14 protein-coding genes are annotated in these 24026 nt (G+C 34.1%); 13 read left to right on the top strand and 1 reads right to left on the bottom strand.

Annotation, left to right across the window (positions count from 1 at the left end):
* The first annotated feature begins 40 nt into the window (after positions 1-40).
* From IEV72_RS03875 to IEV72_RS03820, 12 genes are all read left to right on the top strand, one after another.
* Positions 41-940: an ABC transporter ATP-binding protein gene (locus IEV72_RS03875; protein ID WP_188457780.1), complete on the top strand. Its 900-nt coding sequence runs from the start codon at positions 41-43 to the stop codon at positions 938-940.
* Between the two features lie 3 nt (positions 941-943).
* On the top strand, positions 944-1768 hold the full coding sequence (locus tag IEV72_RS03870) for an ABC transporter permease (protein WP_188457779.1): 825 nt from the start codon (positions 944-946) through the stop codon (positions 1766-1768).
* A 100-nt stretch (positions 1769-1868) separates the two neighbouring features.
* Positions 1869-4700, top strand: coding sequence for a T9SS type B sorting domain-containing protein (locus IEV72_RS03865; protein WP_188457778.1), 2832 nt, complete (start codon positions 1869-1871; stop codon positions 4698-4700).
* A gap of 156 nt (positions 4701-4856) precedes the next feature.
* Complete coding sequence (locus tag IEV72_RS03860) at positions 4857-7655, top strand: T9SS type B sorting domain-containing protein (RefSeq protein ID WP_188457777.1); 2799 nt, start codon at positions 4857-4859, stop codon at positions 7653-7655.
* A gap of 103 nt (positions 7656-7758) precedes the next feature.
* Positions 7759-10638, top strand: coding sequence for a T9SS type B sorting domain-containing protein (locus tag IEV72_RS03855; RefSeq protein WP_188457776.1), 2880 nt, complete (start codon positions 7759-7761; stop codon positions 10636-10638).
* Positions 10639-10728: 90 nt separating this feature from the next.
* The gene (locus IEV72_RS03850) at positions 10729-13089 is read left to right on the top strand and encodes a T9SS type B sorting domain-containing protein (protein ID WP_188457775.1); all 2361 of its coding nucleotides are present in this window, start codon (positions 10729-10731) and stop codon (positions 13087-13089) included.
* 3 nt (positions 13090-13092) lie between these two features.
* Positions 13093-15093, top strand: coding sequence for an excinuclease ABC subunit UvrB (uvrB, locus tag IEV72_RS03845; protein ID WP_188457774.1), 2001 nt, complete (start codon positions 13093-13095; stop codon positions 15091-15093).
* A gap of 311 nt (positions 15094-15404) precedes the next feature.
* Entirely contained in the window at positions 15405-16085 is a 681-nt protein-coding gene (locus IEV72_RS03840) for a hypothetical protein (protein ID WP_188457773.1), read from the top strand.
* Between the two features lie 231 nt (positions 16086-16316).
* Positions 16317-16850: a GNAT family N-acetyltransferase gene (locus tag IEV72_RS03835; protein ID WP_188457772.1), complete on the top strand. Its 534-nt coding sequence runs from the start codon at positions 16317-16319 to the stop codon at positions 16848-16850.
* Between the two features lie 7 nt (positions 16851-16857).
* Positions 16858-18963: a 5-histidylcysteine sulfoxide synthase gene (gene ovoA / locus IEV72_RS03830; protein ID WP_188457771.1), complete on the top strand. Its 2106-nt coding sequence runs from the start codon at positions 16858-16860 to the stop codon at positions 18961-18963.
* A gap of 134 nt (positions 18964-19097) precedes the next feature.
* Positions 19098-19541: a LexA family protein gene (locus IEV72_RS03825; protein WP_188457770.1), complete on the top strand. Its 444-nt coding sequence runs from the start codon at positions 19098-19100 to the stop codon at positions 19539-19541.
* Between the two features lie 2 nt (positions 19542-19543).
* Positions 19544-20803, top strand: a complete 1260-nt coding sequence (locus tag IEV72_RS03820; RefSeq protein WP_188457769.1) for a Y-family DNA polymerase — start codon at positions 19544-19546, stop codon at positions 20801-20803.
* Positions 20804-21078: 275 nt separating this feature from the next.
* On the opposite strand, the gene rocD is transcribed toward IEV72_RS03820, so the two are convergent.
* On the bottom strand, positions 21079-22359 hold the full coding sequence (rocD, locus tag IEV72_RS03815; protein WP_188457768.1) for an ornithine--oxo-acid transaminase: 1281 nt from the start codon (positions 22357-22359) through the stop codon (positions 21079-21081).
* Between the two features lie 186 nt (positions 22360-22545).
* Here rocD and IEV72_RS03810 point away from each other — a divergent pair, with 186 nt between their 5' ends.
* Complete coding sequence (locus IEV72_RS03810) at positions 22546-24015, top strand: SLC13 family permease (protein WP_188457767.1); 1470 nt, start codon at positions 22546-22548, stop codon at positions 24013-24015.
* Positions 24016-24026: the final 11 nt, after the last annotated feature.

The raw sequence follows: 24026 nt of genomic DNA, 5'->3' as shown, positions 1-24026 counted from the left end.
ATTTTTAAAATGTTTTCGTCCTATCAATAAACGACTTCATTTGGAAACAATTTTAAAAATAAATCAACTGTCTAAACATTTTGGAAAAAATAAGGCAGTAGATCAACTTAGCTTCGAAATTCAAAAAGGACATGTTTACGGTATTTTAGGTCCCAACGGAAGCGGGAAGTCTACTACGCTAGGAATGGTTTTAAACGTAGTCAACCCCACAAGCGGAACATTTTCTTGGTTTAACGGGAACATAGACACGCATGATGCATTAAAAAAAATTGGAGCCATTATTGAACATCCCAATTTTTATCCCAGTATGTCTGCTCTAGAAAATTTAGAGTTGGTTGCGAAAATAAAGTGTTTAAATGAACCAAACTATCAAGAAAAATTAGATTTAGTTGGCTTATGGGAACGCAGATTCGATGCGTTTAGAACGTATTCCTTAGGAATGAAACAACGTCTAGCTATTGCTTCTGCCCTACTCAATGATCCAGAAATTTTAATACTAGATGAACCCACAAATGGTTTAGACCCACAAGGAATTCATCAAATTAGAGACATCATAAAAAAAATAGCGGAGCAAGGCACAACCATTTTATTAGCTTCTCATTTGTTAGATGAAGTAGAAAAAATTTGTTCTCACGTGATTATTCTTCGACAAGGAAAAATGATTTACGATGGCAGTGTAGAAAGCATGAATGCAAGTCATGGCTTTTTTGAAGTGGCAGCGGAAAATAAACCGCAGTTACTGCAATTATTAGAAAGCGAACCTGCTTTTGAAAGTGTTTCAGAACTTCCTAATCAGTTGTATAAGGTTATTTTAAAGCAACCCATGGAATCGGATACTTTAAATAAAATGGCTTTTGAAAAAGGAATTGTTTTGAAGCATTTAGTAAAACGTAAAGAAAGCTTAGAAGAAAGCTTTTTGAATCTAACCAAAAACGAGTAAGCCATGCGTAGATTATTAGCTATAGAATTTTTTAAATTGAAACAAAGCCGTTCAGCCAAAATACTGAGCATCATTTATTTTGTGCTTTTTTTATTCACTGCTTTGTTTGCTACTATTAATTTTGATTTTGGAAGCATCAATTTTCGAATTGCAGATCAAGGAATTTTTAATTTTCCATACATCTGGCATTTGAATACCTATATGGTTTCTATTATAAAAATTCTTTTGGCAATTGTAATTATTTCAATGATTACCAACGAATATAGTAACCGAACACTCAAACAAAATTTGATTGATGGTTTAAGTAAAAAAGAGTTTATTCTTTCTAAGTTTTATACCTTAGTTGCTTTTGCATTAGCTTCAACTCTACTTGTATTTTTGGTGTCTTTAGTCTTGGGGCTCATTTTTTCAGACTACACAGAAATCGGTATTATTTTTTCTGAATTGGAATATATTTTAGCGTATTTCATCAAGTTAGTCAGCTTTTTCTCTTTGTGTATGTTTCTAGCAGTTTTGGTTAGAAAATCTGCTTTTACTTTAGGTTTTGTATTCTTGATTTACTTAGCTGAATCTATTTTAGGTGGTATTTTTCGCTTTCAAGCTGAAGAATTACTTTTTATAGCAGATTATTTTCCGTTAAACTCGATGAGCAATTTAATTGTAGAACCACTTACTAGATTAAATATTGTAAAAACAGCAACTTCACAAATTAATCCTGATTTTGTAAAAGATTATAAGGTTCATTTTACAACACTTGTTATTCCTGTTGTTTGGACATTTATTTTTGTTTGGGGAAGTTTAAATTTACTTAAAAAACGTGATTTGTAGTTTTATTCAATTTTAAATACTCGTTTCTTTTAATTCTAAATGTTAAATGCATTGAATTTTGTATTCAGTTAAGCAAATATTTTACTTTTGTTAAAAAAAGTTGAAAGCTTTATTCCTATTCATTTTTATTTTGCTTTGTTCATTGCAATTAACTGCCCAAGGTGAAGCTAATAATTGGTATTTTGGAGAATTTGCAGGAATAACTTTCAATACAAATCCGCCGTCTTCCCTTTCAGATGGACAATTATCTACTTTAGAAGGTTGTTCATCTATATCAGATACTTCAGGAAATTTACTTTTTTATACAGATGGAAGAACCGTTTGGGACAAAGAGCATAATATTATGCCCAACGCAGATTATTTCGGTGGAACTGGACTCATGGGCGATCCTTCGAGTACATCGAGTGGCTTAATTGTTCCGCATCCATCGGAGCCAAATTTATATTATATTTTTACTGTAGATGAACCACATCAGGATAATGCAAATGCTTATCCTAATCAAGGTCCTGCAGATCAATTTGGCAATCCTTTACCGTATTACGATGAAGGTCCAGATTATGCAATTCCACAAGAAGATGACGGTTTCAATAATGGGTTTAATTACAGTTTAGTTGATATGAATTTGCGCAATGGTTTAGGCAATATTGTTGAAGACCAGCAAAATATTCACTTAGTCACCTACGACGAAGATGACCCAGAAGAAATCAAGTATAAATGTGCCGAAAAAATTACAGCTGTTGTAAATGATAATTGCAATTCCATTTGGGTGATAACACATTTTGTCAATCGTTTTTATGCATTTAGTATCGATGAAAATGGTGTTGACCCTAACCCGGTAGTTACAGAAATTGGCCCAACTATTCCGCTGGATTCTTATCGCCGTGGTGCTTTAGGCTATTTAAAAGCTTCACCAGAAGGAAATAAATTACTAACTGCCAATTTGCAAGATAAATACTCGAGCTTAAATACAGGAAATGTGTACTTGTACGATTTTAATAACGCAACTGGTGAAGTAGAAAATCCTATATTATTAAAGGAGAATATTTTAGCTTACGGAGTTGAATTTTCTCCTAACTCCAAAGTTGCTTATGCCACTTCTTCAGCAGATTTAGTGCAATGGAATTTAGAAGTTGAAGATATCCAAAGTACGGAGTATACGATTGAAAATGTTACCGGTATGGGAGTAGCAATTCAATTAGCACCAGATGGAAAAATATATTTTCCGCAACAACAAACCCAAATGCTTAATGTAATTAATTTTCCTAATAATTTAGGCGAAAATATGGGACTTTCAACCAGCATAGAAAATGGAGCTATTTACCTAGAAGGAAACTCGGCTATGGTTGGTTTACCGCCTTTTATACAATCTATTTTTACATCCAGAATAGGAATTATTGAAGAAACTGAAGACACACAAATTGAAACCCAAATAAGACTTTGCGAAGATGAAACCTTCATTTTAAGTTATGAACACGAAACGCCTGCAACTTATCAATGGTACGAAAATGGTGAATTATTAGATGGGGAAAACTCTTCTTCATTAGAAATCCCTTTTAATACAGATTTTACTGAAAATCTAAATTACACTTTAGATGTTTTTCCAGAAAATGGAGATTGTAAACTCTCAGGGATTGCAAATATTGACTTAAACGCTCTGCCAAAACTTCAAAATACAACTATTTCTGAGTGTATTAACAATATAAATGATTTCTCTTCAGAATTTAATCTTACTGAAAATGAAGCCAATATGATAAATGATGGTACATCAGTTCAAGATTATAACTTTTCCTATTTCTTTTCAGAAGAAGAAGCAGAAAATAACGAAAATCCTATTCCAAATGAAAATAACTTAACTGCAACAACGGATCAAGTAATTTATGCTAGAGTAGAAAATATTGAATCTGCATGTTATTCAATTACAGAAATTGAATTGCAGATAAGCGATTATCAAACAGGTGCATCTTTAAGCTTAATTAGATGTGATGATGAACTCAATGGTATTCAAGATTTCGATTTAACTGAAATTGATGCTAGCTTTCTGAATCAAATTTCAGGCTTTTATACCAGTATCAACAATGCGCTTACTCAGACCAACCAAATAGCAAACCTAGAAAGCTTTCCGAACACGCAAACTTATGTTGATGAAGTATTTTATCGAATAGATAACGATAATTGTGGAACGATTGGAAAAGTAGAATTAATAGTGCAGAATTTACCAATGCTTTCAAATACATTAAACTATATGTATTGTTTAAATAACTATCCTGAAACTATTCGGATTCAGCCAAGTATTCCTGAAAATGAAGATGATTTATACGAGTATTTTTGGCCAAACACCAACCAAACTACATATAGTATAAATATAAATGAAGTCGGCACTTACCAGGTTCTTGTCACCGAAATTGAAACAGGTTGTGAAGCTATTCAAGAAATTGAAGTTACAGCAACCAATTTAGCAACATTTAGTCTTATAACTCAAGATGCTACTCGATTTGACAATTACATTCAAGTTATTATAGACGATAATAGTTTAGGCGATTACGAGTTTGCATTAGATAGCCCACACGGCCCGTATCAAGACTCGCCGCTTTTTGAAAATTTAACGCCAGGTTTTTATACCGTTTTTGTAAGAGACAAAAATGGCTGTGGAGTTGTAAAAAGAGAAGTTGCTCTTTTAGGAATTATGCAGTTTTTTACTCCTAACAACGATGGTATTAACGATTATTGGAAAATAATACGATTAGATAAGAACATAATTGCTGATATTTATATTTTCGATCGTTTTGGAAAATTGCTTTTTCAATTTGACGAAGCTAACCAAGGTTGGGATGGAAACTATCATGGGAAACCAATGCTTAACAATGATTATTGGTATGCAATTCACTTGGATGATGGTCGAATTCTTCGTGGAAATTTCACTTTAAAACGTTAGAAATCTCTACTGGTAATATTAGTTTTAATACAATTTCATTGAATTGACAAGCGAATGTTAAATTCAATATTTTTCTTATTTATTAAGGCTTAAGTAATATTTTTGGTGAAAAAGTTGAAATATTTCCTATTCATTTTATGTACTATATTCCCGTTCTTGCTTTTTTCACAAGGTGAAGCGAACAATTGGTATTTTGGACAATTTGCAGGGGTTAATTTCGATACAAATCCACCAACTGCTTTAACAGACGGACAATTGTCCACTATTGAAGGTTGCTCTACTATTTCAGACTCGTCAGGAAAGCTTTTATTTTATACAGACGGTAGAACCGTTTGGGATAGAGAACATAACATCATGCCTAATGCAGATTATTTTGGCGGTACTGGACTTTTAGGTGATCCTTCAAGTACTACAAGCGCTTTAATAGTTCCTTTTCCAAATCAACCTGACTTGTATTTTATTTTTACCGTAGATGAACCACATCATCAAAATGCAAACGCTCAACCCAATCAAGGTCCAGCAGATGAAAATGGTTTCCCTCTACAAGTTTATGATCAAAGACCTGGGGCAACTGTACCCGAAGTAGACGATGGTTATAACAATGGGGTAAATTATAGCATTGTAGACATGACTCTAAGAAATGGATTAGGTGATGTTGTAGAAAACAATAAAAACAATCACCTTATAACTTATGATGAAAGTAAACCTGAACAAATAAAATACAAAAGTTCTGAAAAATTAACTGCGGTAGCGGGTCCTGATTGTAATTCTATCTGGGTAATATCTCATTTTGTAGATAGTTATTATGCTTTTTTAATAGATGAAGACGGAATTAATGAAGAACCCATAATATCTAAGGTTCCACCACAAATTGGGTTAGATTTTTATGGAGGAAATGCTTCTGGGTACTTAAAGGCATCTCCCGATGCTGAAAAATTATTAATAGCTAATACGCAAACTGTTCCTCCATTAGCAATTTCTGGAAATGTATATTTATATGATTTTGATAAGTTAACTGGACAAGTTAGTAACCCTTTAGTGCTTGCTGATGCTGTAAGACCTTATGGCATAGAATTTTCTCCTGATTCTAAAAAAGCTTTTGCAACTATGAGCAATAACTTGTATCAATGGGATTTGGAAGCAGATAATATTTCTGAATCAGAATTCATCCTTAACATGGGAACATTTCAAGCAGCTTTACAATTTGGACCAGACGGTAAAATTTATATATCGGGAGGAAGCGATTTAAATGTCATAAATAATCCAACTGAATATGGAGAAAATATTGATTTCACAAACTCAATACTTTCTGGAGCAATAGATTTAGAAGGCAATGGCACTGCACAAGGATTACCAGCTTTTGTACAATCCATCTTTAATTCAAGAGTAGATATTATTAATGGTGAAGAACAATCCGGCGATTTTAAAATTGAAACAGTAATTAGCGTATGTGATGGAGTATCATACACTTTAGGCTTTGAATACGAAAGCGGCGCAACCTATCAATGGTATGAAAATGGAGAAATTTTACCAGGTGAAACCAATCCTTTTTTAGAAATAAGCCTACCTCCTGACGAGGAAGCTCCCTTCTCTACTGCTTACACTTTAGATATTTTTCCCGACTCAGATGAATGTAAACTAAGTGGTTTAGCAAATGCCATTTTTGGAGAAAAACCAACACTTAATGATGCTACTTTAAGTCAATGCTCTTCAGGATTCGCATTTTTTAATTTAGAAAGAGCTAGAGAAGACCTAGTCATGTCTACTGGATTGGAAGCAGAAGACTTTGAATTCGAATTCTACGAAAACACTGAAGAATTAATTAACAATAATCCTATTCAAAATAGAACATCTTTCCAAAATAATAGTAATCATCAGAATATACTAGTAGAAGTAACTAGCAAAGAAACGCGTTGTAAAAACACCGCTAATGTACAATTAGAAGTTATAGATGATGAAATTGAAGAAACCATTGAAGTAGAGTTAACAGAGTGTGATACTAATCTTGATGGTTTTCAGGAGTTTAATTTAGAGCTAGCAGCAGAACTAACTAGCTTTACTCCTACTAATTTTTATACCAAAATTAAAGATGCGCTAGAAGATAGAGACAGAATTACCAATACAACTGAATTTAGTAACACTGAAGCATATTCGCAAACTATTTATTTTAGAACATTAATAAATGGAAGTTGTAGTGTTCTTGGTGTTTTAAACCTAAGGGTAAATGATTTACCTTTTCTATTTGAAGACAAAGAAGTTTTTTATTGTGTTGAAGATAGTCCAGAACCGATTACAATAGCTCCAAGTGTACCTGAAAATGCTATTGATGATTATGAATATTTTTGGACAGCTTCTAATGTAGAAGCTTATTCAATTGAAGTTAATCAACCTGCCATTTATCAGGTTCTTGTCGCAGAAAAAGCTACTGGCTGTGAAGCTATTCAAAACATTGCAGTTAAAAATACAAGTACAGCAAGTTTTCAAGTAAATATAAATGATGGTAGCGAAACATCAAACAGTATTGAAATTATAGTTGATCAAATTGATAATTTAGCGAATTATGAATATGCGCTAAATAATCCATCTGGTCCTTATCAAGATTCTCCAAATTTCTATAATTTATCTCCAGATGTTTACGAAGTTTTTGTTAGAAACAAATATCGATGTGGTATAGCAAAACGCACAATTAAAATTGTTGGTGCTATGCAATTTTTCACCCCAAATAATGATGGAATTAATGATGTTTGGAATTTAGTTGGATTAGCGAATAACCAAAATGCAAACGTGCAAGTTTTTGATCGATTTGGAAAGTTACTTGTTGAATTTAAAGCTAGAGGAAATCCAGGTTGGGATGGCACCTATAACGGAAAACTAATGCCAAATAACGATTATTGGTATCAGGCTAAATTGGATGATGGTAGAATACTAACCGGAAATTTCACGCTTAAACGGTAATATTTAGATTACCTATTTTAGGCTTCTACATTAAATTATTAATTGTTAAAATTGTACTTAGACTAAGCTATTTTTCGAATTATAGTATTTTTGAATAAAAAAGTTGAAAACCCCTTTATTATTACTTTTAACGCTATTAATTTCATCACAGTTACTAGCGCAAGGTGAAGCAAACAATTGGTATTTTGGAAGAAATGCTGGTATCACTTTTAACACCAATCCACCTTCAGCATTAAACAATGGAGAACTCAATACAACTGAAGGTTGTTCTTCTATTTCAGACACAGGTGGTAACTTACTTTTTTACACAGACGGAAGAACCATTTGGGACAAAAACCATAATATTATGCCTAACGCCGATTATTTTGGTGGAACTGGTTTACATGGTGATCCTTCAAGTACGCAGAGTGGTTTAATTGTTCCACATCCTACAATACCAGATATTTATTACGTTTTTACAGTAGATGAACCGCATCATCAAAACGCAAATGCTTATCCTAACCAAGGACCAGCCGATGACAATGGAAATCCAATAGCAAATTATCAAGAAGGTAGTCAATATACAATTCCTGAAGAAGATGATGGTTTTAATAATGGTTTTAATTACAGTATTGTAGATATGTCTTTAAGAAATGGACTAGGCGATGTCCTTGAAGATGAAAGAAACAATCATTTAGTTACTTATGATGAAAATAATACTGAACAAATCAAGTATCAATGTTCAGAAAAAATAACTGCAGTTGCTGGTTCAGATTGTAATTCTATTTGGGTAATTACGCATTTTATAGATAAATTTTATGCTTTTTTAATCAATGAAAATGGAGTTGACCCGAATCCAATAGTTTCGCAAACAACCCCCATAATTGGTTTAGGATCCTATAGAAGAAATGCTATTGGCTACTTAAAAGCTTCTCCTAGTGGAGAAAAATTAATCATGGCTAACGCACAAACATTTAACTCTACATCAGCAAATGGAAATATTCATTTATATGATTTTGATAATACCACAGGAGAAGTTAGCAATTCTATTCAACTTTTAGCTAATATTAGTCCCTACGGTGTTGAATTTTCTCCAGATTCTAATAAAGCCTTTGCTTCAGCTTCAACTCCTGGATCTTCAGCCGTAATTTATCAATGGAATATAGAACCGGGTATCAATCCCAATAATTCATTATATGTACAAGAAACCAATTCTCAACAAGCAGCTGCACTTCAATTAGGTCCCAACGGAAAAATTTACATGCCTTTATTTAATGGTACATTGCTAACCGCTATTAATAATCCAAATGAATATGGAGTAGATATGGATTACAGTAATTTCACCAATGCAGGAGCCATAAGTCTTCAGGGAAATATTACCACTTTTGGCTTACCTCCTTTTATTCAATCTATTTTTACGTCAAGAGTTGATATTATTAGTGGCGAAAATCCGGAAGAAAATAATTTTAACATCGAAACTGAAATTAGTATTTGTGATGGTGAAAGCTATGTTTTAGGAGCTGAATATGAGACTAGCGCAACCTACCAATGGTTTGAAAATGGAGAAGAAATCGAAGGTGAAACAACTCCTTTCTTAGAAATTAATTTACCTGAAAACGAAGAAGCTCCATACAGCACAGCCTATACACTGGATATTTTCCCTGAAACCGGTGAATGTAAATTAAGCGGGATTGCAAATGTAATTTTTGGCGAAAATCCTATCATTAACGATACTAGCCTTGTGCAATGCGTAACTGATTTTGAAACCGAAACGGCTAACTTTAATCTTACCAACGCAAGAGCAGGTTTAATTGAAGCCACAAACTTATCAGTCCAAGATTTTGAATTTCAGTTTTTTGAAACTCTAGAAGATCTTGAAAATGAAATTAGCATTGAAAATGAAACAAACTATCAAAACTTAAACAATCCGCAAAGCATTATTGCTGAAGTAACCAATAGTGAAACCCGTTGTAAAAATACTGCAACAATTCAATTGGTTGTAGATGACATTGAAGGTACCGAAGAAGTAGACTTGTTTGCCTGTGATGATAATCTTGATGGCTTTCAATCTTTTAATTTAGAATTGACTTCCAATGAAACCAGCTTCACTCCTACTTATTTTTACAGAAGTATTAATGATGCCCTACAAGACGAAAATAGAATTTCCAATCCCGAAAGTTTTAACAATACTGAAGCTTATCAACAAACCATCTACTTTAGAACAGAACAAGATTTTGGTTGTGGAATTTTAGGTGTTCTCAATTTAAGATTTAATAATTTACCCTTTCAATTCGAAGACCAAGAAGTGTTTTATTGTTTAGAAGATAGTCCAGAAACCATTTCAATTTCACCTAGTGTACCCGAAAATAGAATTAATAACTATCAGTATTTTTGGCCTTTTAACAACGAAGAAACATTTTCTACAGAGGTTAACGAAGCTGGAACGTATGAAGTCTTGGTAACTGAAATTGCAACAGGATGTAGTTCTGTTCAAAACATTGTGGTAAATAACTCCAATTTAGCAAGTTTTCAAGTAGATCTAAATGATGGTAGCGAAACTTCCAACAGTTTGGAAATTATAGTAGACCAACCCAACAGTTTAGGAAATTACGAATTTGCAATTGAAGATCCAGCTGGAGCTTATCAAGAATCTCCTGTTTTTGAAGATTTACCACCTGGCTTTTACGATGTTTTTGCACGCGATAAAAATGGCTGTGGCATAGCTAAAAGAACCGTTGGCTTAGTTGGCGTCATGCAATTTTTCACTCCAAACAATGATGGAATAAACGATTCGTGGAATGTTGTAGGTCTACCTGCTAACAAAAATGCTCAAGTCCGTGTTTTCGATCGATTTGGAAAACTATTGGTTTCATTTAAGGCACAAAATTACAAAGGCTGGGATGGCACATACAATGGCAAATTGATGCCCAATAATGATTATTGGTATCTAGTTGAGTTAGACGATGGCAGAACGCTGAAAGGAAACTTTACGTTAAAGCGTTAAAATCTTACTCTCATTTCCTTAAACCATTTGTTAATCTTTAAGTCACATGCACCGTAAGGTTATATTTTTGTACCCCTAATTAACTTAGCTTTGAAGCAATATTTTTTATTTAGTTTTTTATTTTATTGTACTTGGATAAATGCACAGTTTATTGAAGCAGACCATCTGGCCTTTTCAGATCAATTGCTTATTGAAGAAGTCTTATTCGACAATTCAGATTGTGTAGAAGATATCCTGATTACCAACACTGTGAGTGGTGAATTTCCAGATGGTATGAAAAGTTATGGATATTTTACAGCACCATCTAATTCTAGTTTCCCTTTTCAAAATGGATTAGTTTTAAGTACAGGAAGACTTGATAATACAGAAGGACCAAACAATTCTCTTAGCGATGATGATGCTGAAAATTGGGGTGGCGATCAAGATTTAAGAGATGCTTTAAATATTCCTGATAACGAATTGTTGACCAATGCTACAAGCATCAGTTTCAATTTTACACCTAAGGCAAGTCAGCTAAGTTTTCAATACATTTTTGCTTCAGAAGAATACCAAGAAAACAATTCCAATACTTGTGTTTTTTCAGATGTATTCGCATTTTTAATTCGTCCGCAAGGAAGTCAGGATTACGAAAACATTGCTGTAGTCCCAGAAACTACAATTCCTGTAAAAGTAACCACAGTAAGACCCGAAATTCCCAATGCTTGCCCTGCAGAAAATGAAGAATGGTTTGGGCAATTCAATCAATCCAACGGAGCAGACGCAGTTTCGCCGACCAACTTCAACGGTCAAACCGAAGTTTTAACAGCCATTGCCAATGTGGAACCAGACCAAGTTTACGAAGTAAAATTAGTTATAGCAGACGAAGCAAATTATCGATATGATTCTGCCGTTTTCATTAACGGTGGTAGTTTTGAAGTAGGCGTAAATTTAGGTTTAGACCGAATTGATGATCGCGCTATCTGCGAAGGAGAAGAAGCTATTTTAGACGTTAGCGAAGACAACCCTACTGCCGTAAATTGGTTTTATAATGGGAACTTAGTTGAACAAAACCAGAATACACTTAGCGTTTCAGAAAATAATTATGGAGCAGGAACTTATGCTGTTGAAGTTACTTTAGAAAACGGTTGTATTGCTACTGACGAAATTATCATGGATTTTCAAAGCAACAACCAACCTGAACCATTTAGTTTGGTTACTTGCGGTGATGCAAACGATACCAACCTAGCCTATAATTTAACGGAAATTGAAAGTGATGTCGATAACTTACAGAATAATTTTAGTATCCAAGAATTCTATTTAACAGAAGAAAATGCAATCAACCAAAACAATTCCATACCAAATCCAGAGACGTTTTCACCCAATGCGCAAAACAATGATGTTTTTGTTCGTCTTGAAAACATTGGTGGTTGCCAATTAATTGTTCCTGTTATTTTGCAAAATAATGCATTTCAATTTGATGCCCTAAGCTTTACAGAATGTCCAAACCCAAGTGAAGAATCGCTTTCATACAATACCAATCAAATTCGAAATGCAATTTTAAATTTAATCAGTGAACAAGTTGAACAGGTAAATATTTATCCGTCAAATTTTGATGCACTGCAAGATACCAATCGCATTCTATCAGACAATTTTTCTATTGATATCACCGATTTTCCTGTAACCTATTATGCCAGATTACAAAATTCATCTGAATGTGAAGGTTTGGTTCCTATTGAGTTCAATTTAGTAGAACGACCTGAATTTGGTAATGTACAAACAGACTTAACTTTATGTAGACAAGATGAATTTTTAGTACTCGACCCACAGATTACATCTGAAAATGAAAACATTGAATATCTTTGGAATACCGGAGAAACTACACCAACAATTGAAGTTTCAGAAGCTGGAACATATTCACTAACAGCTTCTCAGACTTCACAAGAAGATGGTGAAGTAATTTCCTGCAGTAATGAAATTGAATTTAACGTAGACGTATCTGGAATTGAAAGCCTTGGCATTCAAATCATCGGTCAACCAAACCAAACACAATCGGCTATAATTGAAGCATTTCCAGAAGGAAATTATAGATATTCTTTAAATTCTACAAGTCAATTTCAAAGCAATAATGTATTTGAACTCAATGAAGTTGAAAATGTAATTTACATCCAGGATTTAGAAGGTTGTGGTATTGTAGCACGGTCATTTACAGTAATCGATTTTCCTGAATTTTTTACACCAAATAATGACGGCATCAACGATGCTTGGCGACCGCGTGGAATTCGCAACGAATCAATAAATCTTAAACGCGTGCAAATATTCGATCGTTTTGGAAAGCTAATGATTAGTTTTGGACCTGGCGGCAAATGGGATGGAACATACAATGGAAAACCAATGCCACCTAATGATTATTGGTATAAAGTAAGTCTTTCTGGTGGAAGAGTTTTTACGGGCAATATTACTTTAAAACGCTAAGCAATGAAATTTGACTTAAAATCGGATTACAAACCTACTGGAGATCAGCCAAAAGCTATCAAAAAACTGGTTGATGGAATTCAGAGCAAAGAGCGATATCAAACTTTATTGGGCGTAACTGGTTCAGGAAAAACCTTTACCGTGGCCAACGTAGTTCAAGAAGTTCAAAAACCGACTTTGGTATTGGCGCACAACAAAACTTTAGCAGCACAGTTGTATGCAGAATTCAAAGCTTTTTTTCCTGAAAATGCTGTAGAATATTTTGTTTCGTATTACGACTATTACCAACCCGAAGCTTACATTCCATCTAGCGGAACTTATATTGAAAAAGACCTTTCCATCAACGAAGAAATTGAAAAGCTTCGATTAAGCACCACTTCTTCCCTACTTTCGGGAAGGCGCGATGTTTTGGTGGTCGCTTCCGTGAGTTGCTTGTATGGTATCGGAAATCCAGCGGAATTTCAAAAAAATGTAATCAACATTGAAGTTGAACAAGAAATTTCCCGCACACAACTTCTAAGAAGACTTGTACAAAGTTTGTATTCCAGAACTGAAGCACAATTCAATCATGGAAACTTCAGAATTAAAGGCGATACTTTAGATGTTTTTCCGGGTTATGCCGACCATGCTTACCGAATTCATTTTTTTGGTGATGAAATTGAAGAAATTGAAGCTTTTGATCCGCAAACCAATGAAATACGTGCTAAATACGATAAACTCAATATTTATCCAGCCAACATTTTTGTGACTTCACCGGATGTGTTGAATCAAGCTATCGACCAAATCGCATTGGATTTAGGAAAACAAATTGAATACTTCAAAGAAATTGGCAAACCATTGGAAGCCAAACGAATTGAAGAACGCACCAACTTCGATTTAGAAATGATCAAGGAATTGGGTTATTGCAGCGGAATTGAAAATTATTCGCGCTACTTAGATGGAAGAAAACCCGGCACTCGCCCATTCTGCTTATTAGATTATTTTCCAGATGATTACCTGATGATTGTAGACGAAAGTCACGTTACCATTTCGCAAGTGGGTGCGATGTATGGTGGCGACCGCTCCAGAAAAGAAAATCTGGTGGAATACGGTTTTCGATTACCCGCAGCTATGGATAATCGCCCTTTAAAATTAGAAGAGTTTGAAGCGCTACAAAATCAAGTAATTTACGTAAGTGCTACCCCAGCTGATTATGAATTACGCAAAACTGAAGGCGTTTACATCGAACAAGTAATTCGACCAACCGGCTTATTAGATCCAGTAATTGAAGTAAAACCCAGTCAAAACCAAATAGACGATTTAATTGAAGAAATCGACATTCGAGTGAAAAAAGACCAACGGATTTTGGTCACCACCTTGACCAAACGAATGGCAGAAGAATTGACCAAATATTTATCGCGAATTAACATTCGCACACGCTACATCCATAGTGATATCGATACCTTAGAACGGGTAGAAATCATGACCGATTTACGAAAAGGTTTATTTGATGTGCTGGTGGGCGTCAATTTATTACGTGAAGGATTAGATTTACCTGAAGTTTCGTTGGTAGCTATTTTAGATGCAGACAAAGAAGGATTTTTGAGAAGCAACCGAACCTTGACACAAACCATTGGTCGAGCGGCTAGAAATATAGAAGGGAAAGCAATTTTGTACGCTGATAAAATCACCGATAGCATGCAGAAAACCATTGATGAAACCGAATACCGCAGGAACAAACAAATGGACTACAACAAAGCGAACAACATCACGCCTACTGCGCTTAACAAATCCATTTCTTCCACTTTCAACAAAAAACCAGAGCCTTACAAGATTGAAGTCACACCTAATTTAGCTGCAGCTGAGGAAGCTGCCGAAGATTATAGCAAAAAAGATTTCGATTCGCAAATTCGAAAAATCCGAAAAGCCATGGAAAAAGCAGCAAAGGACTTAGACTTTATGGAAGCTGCTAAATACCGAGATCAATTGAAAATGTTGGAAGAAAAAAAGGCGGAGTTAGAGTAACTTTTTTAGAAGAGAAAATAAGTTTGTCGACTTACAACCTGTGAAACCTTAATGGGTTTATAAAATGGTTATGCATGACAAATTACTACATCCAAAAGAAATCATTTTGTCAGAATTGAAAAATATAAGGCTTCAATTTATTGAGTATATTTCATTCATTTACTTCATCAATCAAATTTCTTGAAATTCACAAAAACGTTTTTTATTTGGTCAGTTTATTATCAATAATTCCTAAAAATTATTACCTTAGTTGTTTAAATTTTTGCTGGTGCTATAAACCACTCATAACCCAAGAAAAACTAATACTTCCTATGAAATTACTTTTATCCTGTGTTGTATTATTGGTTTTGTTTTCGTGCAATTCCACTTCAAATTTAGTTTATGATTCAGTTTCAGATAAACATATAAAAGTGTTTGAAAATGATGAATTTAAAGTGCATTATCCCGAGTCATGGGTGACTTTCCAATCTACTGTAATCGGAAATCATAAAGACAGCATATTCAGAATTAGCCCTAAAAAAGAGCTCTTTGATTCTTACGTTTATAAAGATACCATCGAAGGTGAGCCAGTTACAATGATAGGCAACAGAGCTAATGAAGAAAAATTTGAGTCGGTGAGAAATAAAATAGTAGAATACAATACCAAGAATTCTTACGCTGAAATCTACATTTTAAAAACGAAGAACACTGATTTAGAATCCGAGATACAATACATACAAAACAAAGCCAAAGAAATCGGGAATTTTGAGTTTACAACAAATAGAATAACAGATTCAGTATACATTATGAATTTCAAATATGATGAAACTGAAAAGTCAAATAATAATAACCCAACAATTTTTTCATATAAATCTTACTTATACAGTACTCATTCTGGTGATGTTTACAACATAACTTATAAAGCAAATCTATATAATTTTAAGGATTATAAAGATGATGCCAATTTGGTGTTAAGATCATTTCAATTGAAAGAAAATTCCACTTCAAAATAAATAGACAGTACATTTAGAAGCAAATCAGCAAGCAAAAAAAAGCTAAATCCAGTTAAAATGCACTAAAAAGTCAAGCGTGCTAACAAGTTTGTAATCCGCGAAATGGTATTAAAAAAGACCAAGTTTATTTCAGTCAAACTAAAATTAAATGAAAGGTCCATTTTTAATTAATGAATCTTTAATAAAAGTGGAAACAAATTTAATGGGAATTAATAATACTTTTGCCGCTAGATGATAAGATTTATAAAAGCAGATTACCCATTGTATTTAGAATTCAAGCCAACGCTTGAACGTCTTTATATAGAAGCATTCACCAAAGGAATTTCGGCTCAGCACATCACCATTGATGAAGCTGATTCTTATTTAAATGAATTATTCAAAAAAGGCTACGGTGTTTTCGGTTTTTCTGATAATCAACTCATCGCAGCATTGATTTCCATTCCGTTGCACTTAGATTCCGAATGCCCTGAAAATATTCAACAAAAATATAATAAAGAAGAATCTGAATACATAGCAGAAGTTTTAGTTGACAACAATTTTCGTGGAATGGGCTTAGGGAAAAAATTGATGCAAGATTTTGAAAATCATTTAAGTAAACAAATAAAACAGGTTTTACTCCGCGTTTGGGATAAAAATGAAGCAGCTGTTGCTTTATATAAAAAATCAGGATTCGAAGTCTGTGGACACATCACCCAAGAAAAGCGGAAACCCAATTCAAATGAAAAATTCGTGATGCACAAAAATTATATGGTAAAGACCTATTAAGCCGATTATGAAAGAATTTAATCTTAAAACTCCTAACCTAGCGGAAGGAGAAGCTGAACAAAAACGCCAAGAAATCCTTGCGTATTTCAACAGAACTTTTGATCTTGACGACAAACTATATGAAACGCTAAAAGATGAAAAAGCCTTTTATATGCGGGCAGACCAGCTTCGCCATCCACTTATTTTTTATTACGGACATACTTCTTGTTTTTATGTAAATAAGTTGGTTTTAGCGGGACTTTTACCTGCGCACATCAATCCCGTTTTTGAATCGATGTTTGCCATTGGCGTAGATGAAATGTCTTGGGATGATTTGAATGATAAAAATTACAATTGGCCGAGCGTAGATGAAGTTAGAAATTACCGAAATACCGTTAAATCAACCATCATTAAACTCATCAAGGAATTGCCTTTAAGGCTTCCTATTGAGTGGAAAAATCCTTTTTGGCCCATTATTATGGGAATTGAACACCAAAATATACATATTGAAACTTCATCGGTTTTAATACGACAATTGCCTGTTGAATTGCTTCAAAATGCAAGCTTTAATGCTATTTGCGATTCAGATGAACAACCCGTTCAAAATGAATTAATCACTATTGAAGGTACAGAAATGCAATTGGGAAAGCCCCATCATCATCATCTTTATGGTTGGGATTTAGAATATGGAAATTTCGAAGAACAGGTTCAGGATTTTAAAGCTTCAAAGTACTTGGTTTCCAATGCTGAATTTTTAGCATTTGTAGAAGATCAAGGTTACCACAATGAAAAATGGTGGACTGAAGAAGGCTGGTCTTGGCGAACTTACAAAAAAGCTGAGCATCCGTTGTTTTGGGAAAAAGACGCGGAGTCTTATCAACTTCGTTTAATGACAAGCATAGTTCCGATGAAATGGAGTTTTCCTGTAGAAATCAATTACCTAGAAGCCAAAGCCTTTTGCAATTGGAAATCAGCTAAAACAGGAAAAAAATTGCGTTTGCCAACTGAAGCAGAATGGTATAGATTGGTAAATCATTGCCAAGTACAAGATGCTACGGAATGGGAAACAGCTCCAGGAAATATCAATTTAGAACATTTTACTTCGCCTTGCCCAGTGAATCAATTTTCATTTGGAGATTTCTTTGATGTTATTGGTAATGTTTGGCAATGGACAGAAAGCCCGATTACCGGCTATCCTGGCTTTAAAGTTCATCCGTTATACGATGATTTTTCAACTCCTACTTTCGATGGGAAACATAACTTGATTAAAGGCGGCTCATGGATTTCTACTGGCAATGAAGCTACATTACATGCGCGTTATGCCTTCCGAAGACATTTTTATCAACATGCAGGTTTTAGGTATGTTGAAGCTGAACATGAACCCAATATTAGGATTGATAGTTACGAAACCGATGAGGAAGTAGCCATTTCTTGTGAAGAAAACTATGGAGATGATTACTTAGGAATTAAAAAATATCCACTTCAATTAGTTGAAATACTAGAAAAACAGATTAAAAATCCTTCTGAAAAAAAACTCCTTGATTTAAATTGCAATACCGGTCGTTTGGCATTTGAAGCTTCCACTATTTTTAAAGAAATTACAGCAATCGATGCTTCTGCGCGTTTTATTCGCCCAGCAATTGAATTACAAAAAAATGGATTACTACGTTACGTGATTCAAGATGAAGGCGATTTACAATTATTTAAGGATGTGGTGTTGAATGATTTAAAATTGAACAAAAACACCAATCGCATACAATTTATGCAAGATGACGCGATGAAGCTAAAGGAACGCTACCGAAATTTTGATGCTGTTGTGGCTTTCAATTTGTTAGAAGAATTGCAGAATCCAAGTGTATTCTTAAACGAAATCCATAAACGCATCAACCAAGATGGCATATTCATTTTAGGCTCAACTTACCAATGGAAAGAAGCCATTACGCCAAAAGAAAATTGGTTAGGCGGCTTCAAAAAATATGGCGAACCAGTAAAATCAATGGAAGGGATAAATGATATATTATCAACTCAATTTACTTTGGTCTCAACGCCTTTTGATTTGAAACACATTGCAAGAAAATCGAGCCGCAATTTTGAAGTGATGCATTCAGAAGTAAGTATTTGGCGTAAAAAGTAGTTGTATAAGACTAGGATTCAATATGTAAAGGTATCTTAATTTTCTGTTTTTTGAACAAAAGTTAATTTGTAGGATTATTTCCTTTTATTTGGAAATAATCCTATTTTTGTATACAACAAAATACAGAAATCATCATGAATCAAATAGATCAAAAAACGCTTGTTATTTTTCAGCCTCGGTTTGAAAAGCCGACTGTTTTGCCCTTTGTAAAAGAAGGAATTAGCGCTGGTTTTCCTAGCCCAGCAGATGATTTTTTAGACTTGAGTATTGATTTAAATCAAGAATTAATCAAACATCCTAGCACTACTTTTTATGGTAGAGTTCGTGGCGATAGCATGATTAATGCAGGCTTAAACGATGGCGATTTGCTTATTATAGACAAAAGCTTAGAACCGACAAATAGAAAAATAGCAGTTTGCTTTGTAGATGGAGAATTTACCGTAAAACGCATCGCTATAGAAAAAGATAAAATTTGGCTGATAGCCGAGAACAAAAAATACAGTCCTATTTTAGTTACAGAAGACAACGACTTTATTATTTGGGGAATTGTAACCACGGTAATTAAAAATGTTTCGTAGTAATGTTTGCTTTAGTAGATTGTAATAATTTTTATGCTTCTTGCGAACGGGTTTTTAATCCAAAGTTAAACAATCAGCCTGTTGCCATTTTGTCTAATAACGATGGTTGCGTAATTGCTCGAAGCAATGAAGCTAAAGCATTAGGAATTCCGATGGGTGCGCCTGCTTTTAAATACCAAAAAATATTTGAGCGAAACCACATTCATGTATTTTCTTCTAATTATGCTTTGTATGGCGATATGAGTGCACGGGTAATGAATTTACTCAGTGAATTTACGCCCGATATGGAAATTTACAGTATCGACGAAGCTTTTTTGCAATTTGTAGGATATGAAACTCATTTCGATTTGCAAAAAATAGGCGAACAAATGAAACAGCGTGTAGAAAAAGGCACGGGAATCCCGATTAGTATTGGCTTTGCTCCTACCAAAGCCTTGGCCAAAGTAGCCAACCGAATAGCCAAAAAATTTGCACAACAAACAAATGGAATCTATGTCTTACAAACTGAAAAACAACGCTTTAAAGCTTTAAAATGGTTAAAAATTAATGATGTTTGGGGAATTGGAAGACAACATGCCATTCGTTTGCAAAAACACAACATCAATACTGCTTTTGACTTTACACAATTGCCTGACGATTGGGTTAGAAAACACATGACGGTAGTGGGTTTACGATTAAAAAAGGAATTGGAAGGAAAACCTAGCCTTAGCTTAGAAGAAGTAGCCAATAAAAAAGCCATTGCCACTACTCGATCTTTTGACACGCAATATGAAGATTACCAGTACATCAAAGAACGCATAAGTACTTTTGCCATTTCTTGTGGCGAAAAAATGCGGAAACAAAATAGTTGTTGTCAAGTAATTTCGGTTTTTTTGAAAACCAATAAGTTTCAACACAATGCAGCCCAATACGGAAAAAGCATTACTATAAAAACACCTTACCCAACCAATTCCAGCATCGATTTAGTGAAATATGCCATTCAAGGATTCGACAAAATTTATAAAAAAGGCTATCAGTACAAAAAAGCAGGTGTTATTGTAATGGGATTAATTCCAGAAGAAAATCGGCAGTTGGCTTTATTCAATCAAGAAAATCCAAAACACAGCGGTTTAATGAAACAGATTGATGCAATTAATAAAAGCTTGGGCAATCAAAAAATAAAGTTTGCTTGTCAAGATTTAAAGCGAACTTGGAAGATGCGGCAAGAACATTTATCGCAACGCTACACAACCAATATTAATGAGATTATTAGTGTTTTATAGATTTAGAGCCATCATTAAATTTTAATCTGAATTCAATTAATTATAAAAATTACTATTGTAGGTTTGTTTGTAGACCGAAAGTTTGTTTTGCCACGAATACAATAATGATTTTAAAGTACAAACCATATGTATTTGTGTATTCGTGGCGTTTAATAAGTTTTTAGAAGGCAAAGCGGATGCACCAAACTGCATAGTTTTAACTAAACTTGAGACCAATAAAAAAACCGCTCACATTAAAAAATGTAAACGGTTGATATAAAAATATTTACTGTATTTTACTTCTCAAACTGCTTTAAGGTGTCTGTGATGATTTTTACACAGTCTAAAATTTGCTCTTCATTAATAACTAAAGGTGGCGCAAAACGAATAATGTTACCGTGAGTTGGCTTCGCTAATAAACCATTTTCTTTCAAGGCAACACAAATATTCCAAGCTGTTGAGCTGTCTTCAGAATCGTTAATAACTATAGCATTTAATAAGCCACGTCCACGAACAAGATTTACAATGTTAGAATTTTCAATGTATTTATTCAATTCGCTTCTAAATAAATCGCCTAAGCTTCTTGCGTTTTGAGCCAGTTTTTCATCACGAACCACTTCTAAAGCTTCCATGGCTACGGCAGCAGCAACAGGATTTCCACCAAAAGTTGAACCGTGTTGACCAGGCTGAATAACATTCATGATTTCATCATCGGCTAAAACGGCTGAAACAGGATAAGCCCCACCAGATAAAGCTTTACCTAAAATCAACAAATCTGGTCTTGAATAGGTTTCTTGACGTTCACAATGACCTTGGCAATTACATTTTCCACAAACAGCTAATAATGAACCTGTTCTAGCAATTCCGGTTTGAATTTCGTCTGCCATGAACAACACATTGTGTTCATTACACATTTCTTTTACTTTGGGAATAAACGAATCAGCTGGCGTGTAAACACCTGCTTCACCTTGAATAGGTTCAATTAAAACACCTGCAATATTTTTGTTTTCTTTTAATACTTTTTCTAAAGAAGCTGAATCATCATAAGCTACCTTGATGAATCCTGGCGTGTAAGGACCAAAGTTTTTACGCGCACCTTCATCGTTACTAAACGAAATTATAGTTGTTGTTCTTCCGTGGAAGTTATTTTCAAAAACAACGATTTGTGCTTCTGTTTCTGCAATTCCTTTTTTCTCATAAGCCCATTTTCTACAGATTTTGATAGCCGTTTCAACCGCTTCAGCACCTGTATTCATAGGTAACAATTTGTCGAAGTTGAAATATTCTGTAGCATATTTTTCAAAAACACCTAATACATTGTTATGGAAAGCACGTGAAGTAAGCGTGATGGTTTCAGACTGCTTTGTCATGGCTTTTATAATTCTTGGATGGCAATGACCTTGGTTTACAGCAGAATAAGCAGAAAGAAAATCGTAATATTTTTTTCCTTCCACATCCCAAACATAAACACCTTTCCCTTTCTTTAAAACCGCAGGAAGCGGATGATAATTGTGGGCTCCATGTTTGTCTTCTAATGCAATTGCCTGCTCAGAACTTTTTATATCTTCAACTTTCATATAACTATTTTATCAAAATTAATATTTTGCAAAATTAAAGAATGAAAAGCTTTTTTTTCGTAAAGAAACTACAAATAACTACGAATAATCTAATTTAATTTAGTTTTAAATAAGCAATATATTCAATAAATTAGCTGAGTGATAATCGTCATTTTTAGAAACAACTAAAAATCCGAATTTTGTCTTATGCCAGATTCTAGAAGTTATTCGCTCAAGTTACTTGTAAAATTAAACAAGAAGATATACAAACGCATCAATTGGCAAAGCAGGATAACCTTATTTGTATTGTCCTTATTAATTGGCTTTGCTGGTGTATACTTTTTAAAAGACGATAGTTTTACCGACCCACAAACCAATGTAATGTTCATCTTATTTTTTGCCATTGCGCTTTGGGTTACGGAAGCTATTCCACCTTTTGCGGTGGGGATTTTAATTATTGGGTTTCTGGTTTTTAGCATGGGTTATCAAGAAGCAGAAGACGTAAAACAATACGTAAATACTTGGTCTGACTCGGTGATTTGGTTATTCTTAGGTGGATTTTTTCTAGCTGAAGGAATGAAGAAAACCAAATTAGATGCTGCCTTATTGAAAGTTACTGTTCCTAAATTGGGGAATCAATCTAAATACATCTTATTGGGATTGATGATGATTACCGGCGTGCTTTCTATGTTAATGAGCAACACGGCAACAACAGCTATGATGATTGCCACCATTGCGCCAATTTTAACCCAATTTGGCAAAAATGCTCCTATAACTAAATCTTTACTAATTGGTATTCCTACTGCAGCAGCTATTGGCGGAATGGGAACTATTATTGGTTCTGCTCCTAATGCTATTGCTGTCGGCGCTTTAGAAGGAGTTGGAATTAGCATCAGTTTTATTGAATGGATGATAATTGGTATTCCAGTTTCGTTATTATTGATTCTTATTTTTTGGAAAGCGCTTTTAATGAAATACAAATTCAAAGCTAAACGGCTTTCTTTGGATTTTCTAACCAACGAGCAAACCAAAATTGATGATACCGATGAAGATGGTGAAAGTGAAACCGAAGTTAACAAAACGCAACAACGCATTATGTTAGTGGTCTTGGTAATTACTTTAATTTTTTGGCTTTCTTCACAATGGACAGGCATTCCTGTAGCAGCGGTTTCGGGTATTCCCATTGTAGGTTTAACCATGTTAGGTATAATTGATGCAGATGATGTTAGACAATTACCTTGGGATACTTTAATGCTGGTTGCTGGTGGGCTTGCTTTGGGATTAGCTGTTCAACAATATGGTTTAGCCGATTATTTTATTAGCCTTGTAGCTTTTGAAAATATAAATATCTTCCTGCTATATCTTGTTTTTGGTTTAATTACAGTAATTTTATCAAACATCATGAGTAACACCGCAACCGCAACCATCATGATTCCGATTAGTATTTCGTTAATACAGATGAATCAATTGGGTGCACCATCTGTAATGGTTTTCATCATTGCGTTAAGTGCATCTTGTGCTTTACTTTTGCCGGTTTCTACTCCACCAAATGCCATTGCATTTAGTACAGGAATGTTAGAACAAAAAGAATTTAGATATGGTGGAATTTTGTTAGGTATTTTAGGACCAATTCTTGTAATTTTGTTTGTGTTGGCAACCGCACCACTAATACGTTAAAAGAAATTAAA

It is taken from the genome of Psychroflexus planctonicus (assembly GCF_014640195.1).
Taxonomy (GTDB): Bacteria; Bacteroidota; Bacteroidia; order Flavobacteriales; family Flavobacteriaceae; genus Psychroflexus; species Psychroflexus planctonicus.
The sequence above is the reverse complement of the archived record's forward strand: the minus strand, read 5'-3'. Positions and strand labels throughout refer to the sequence as shown.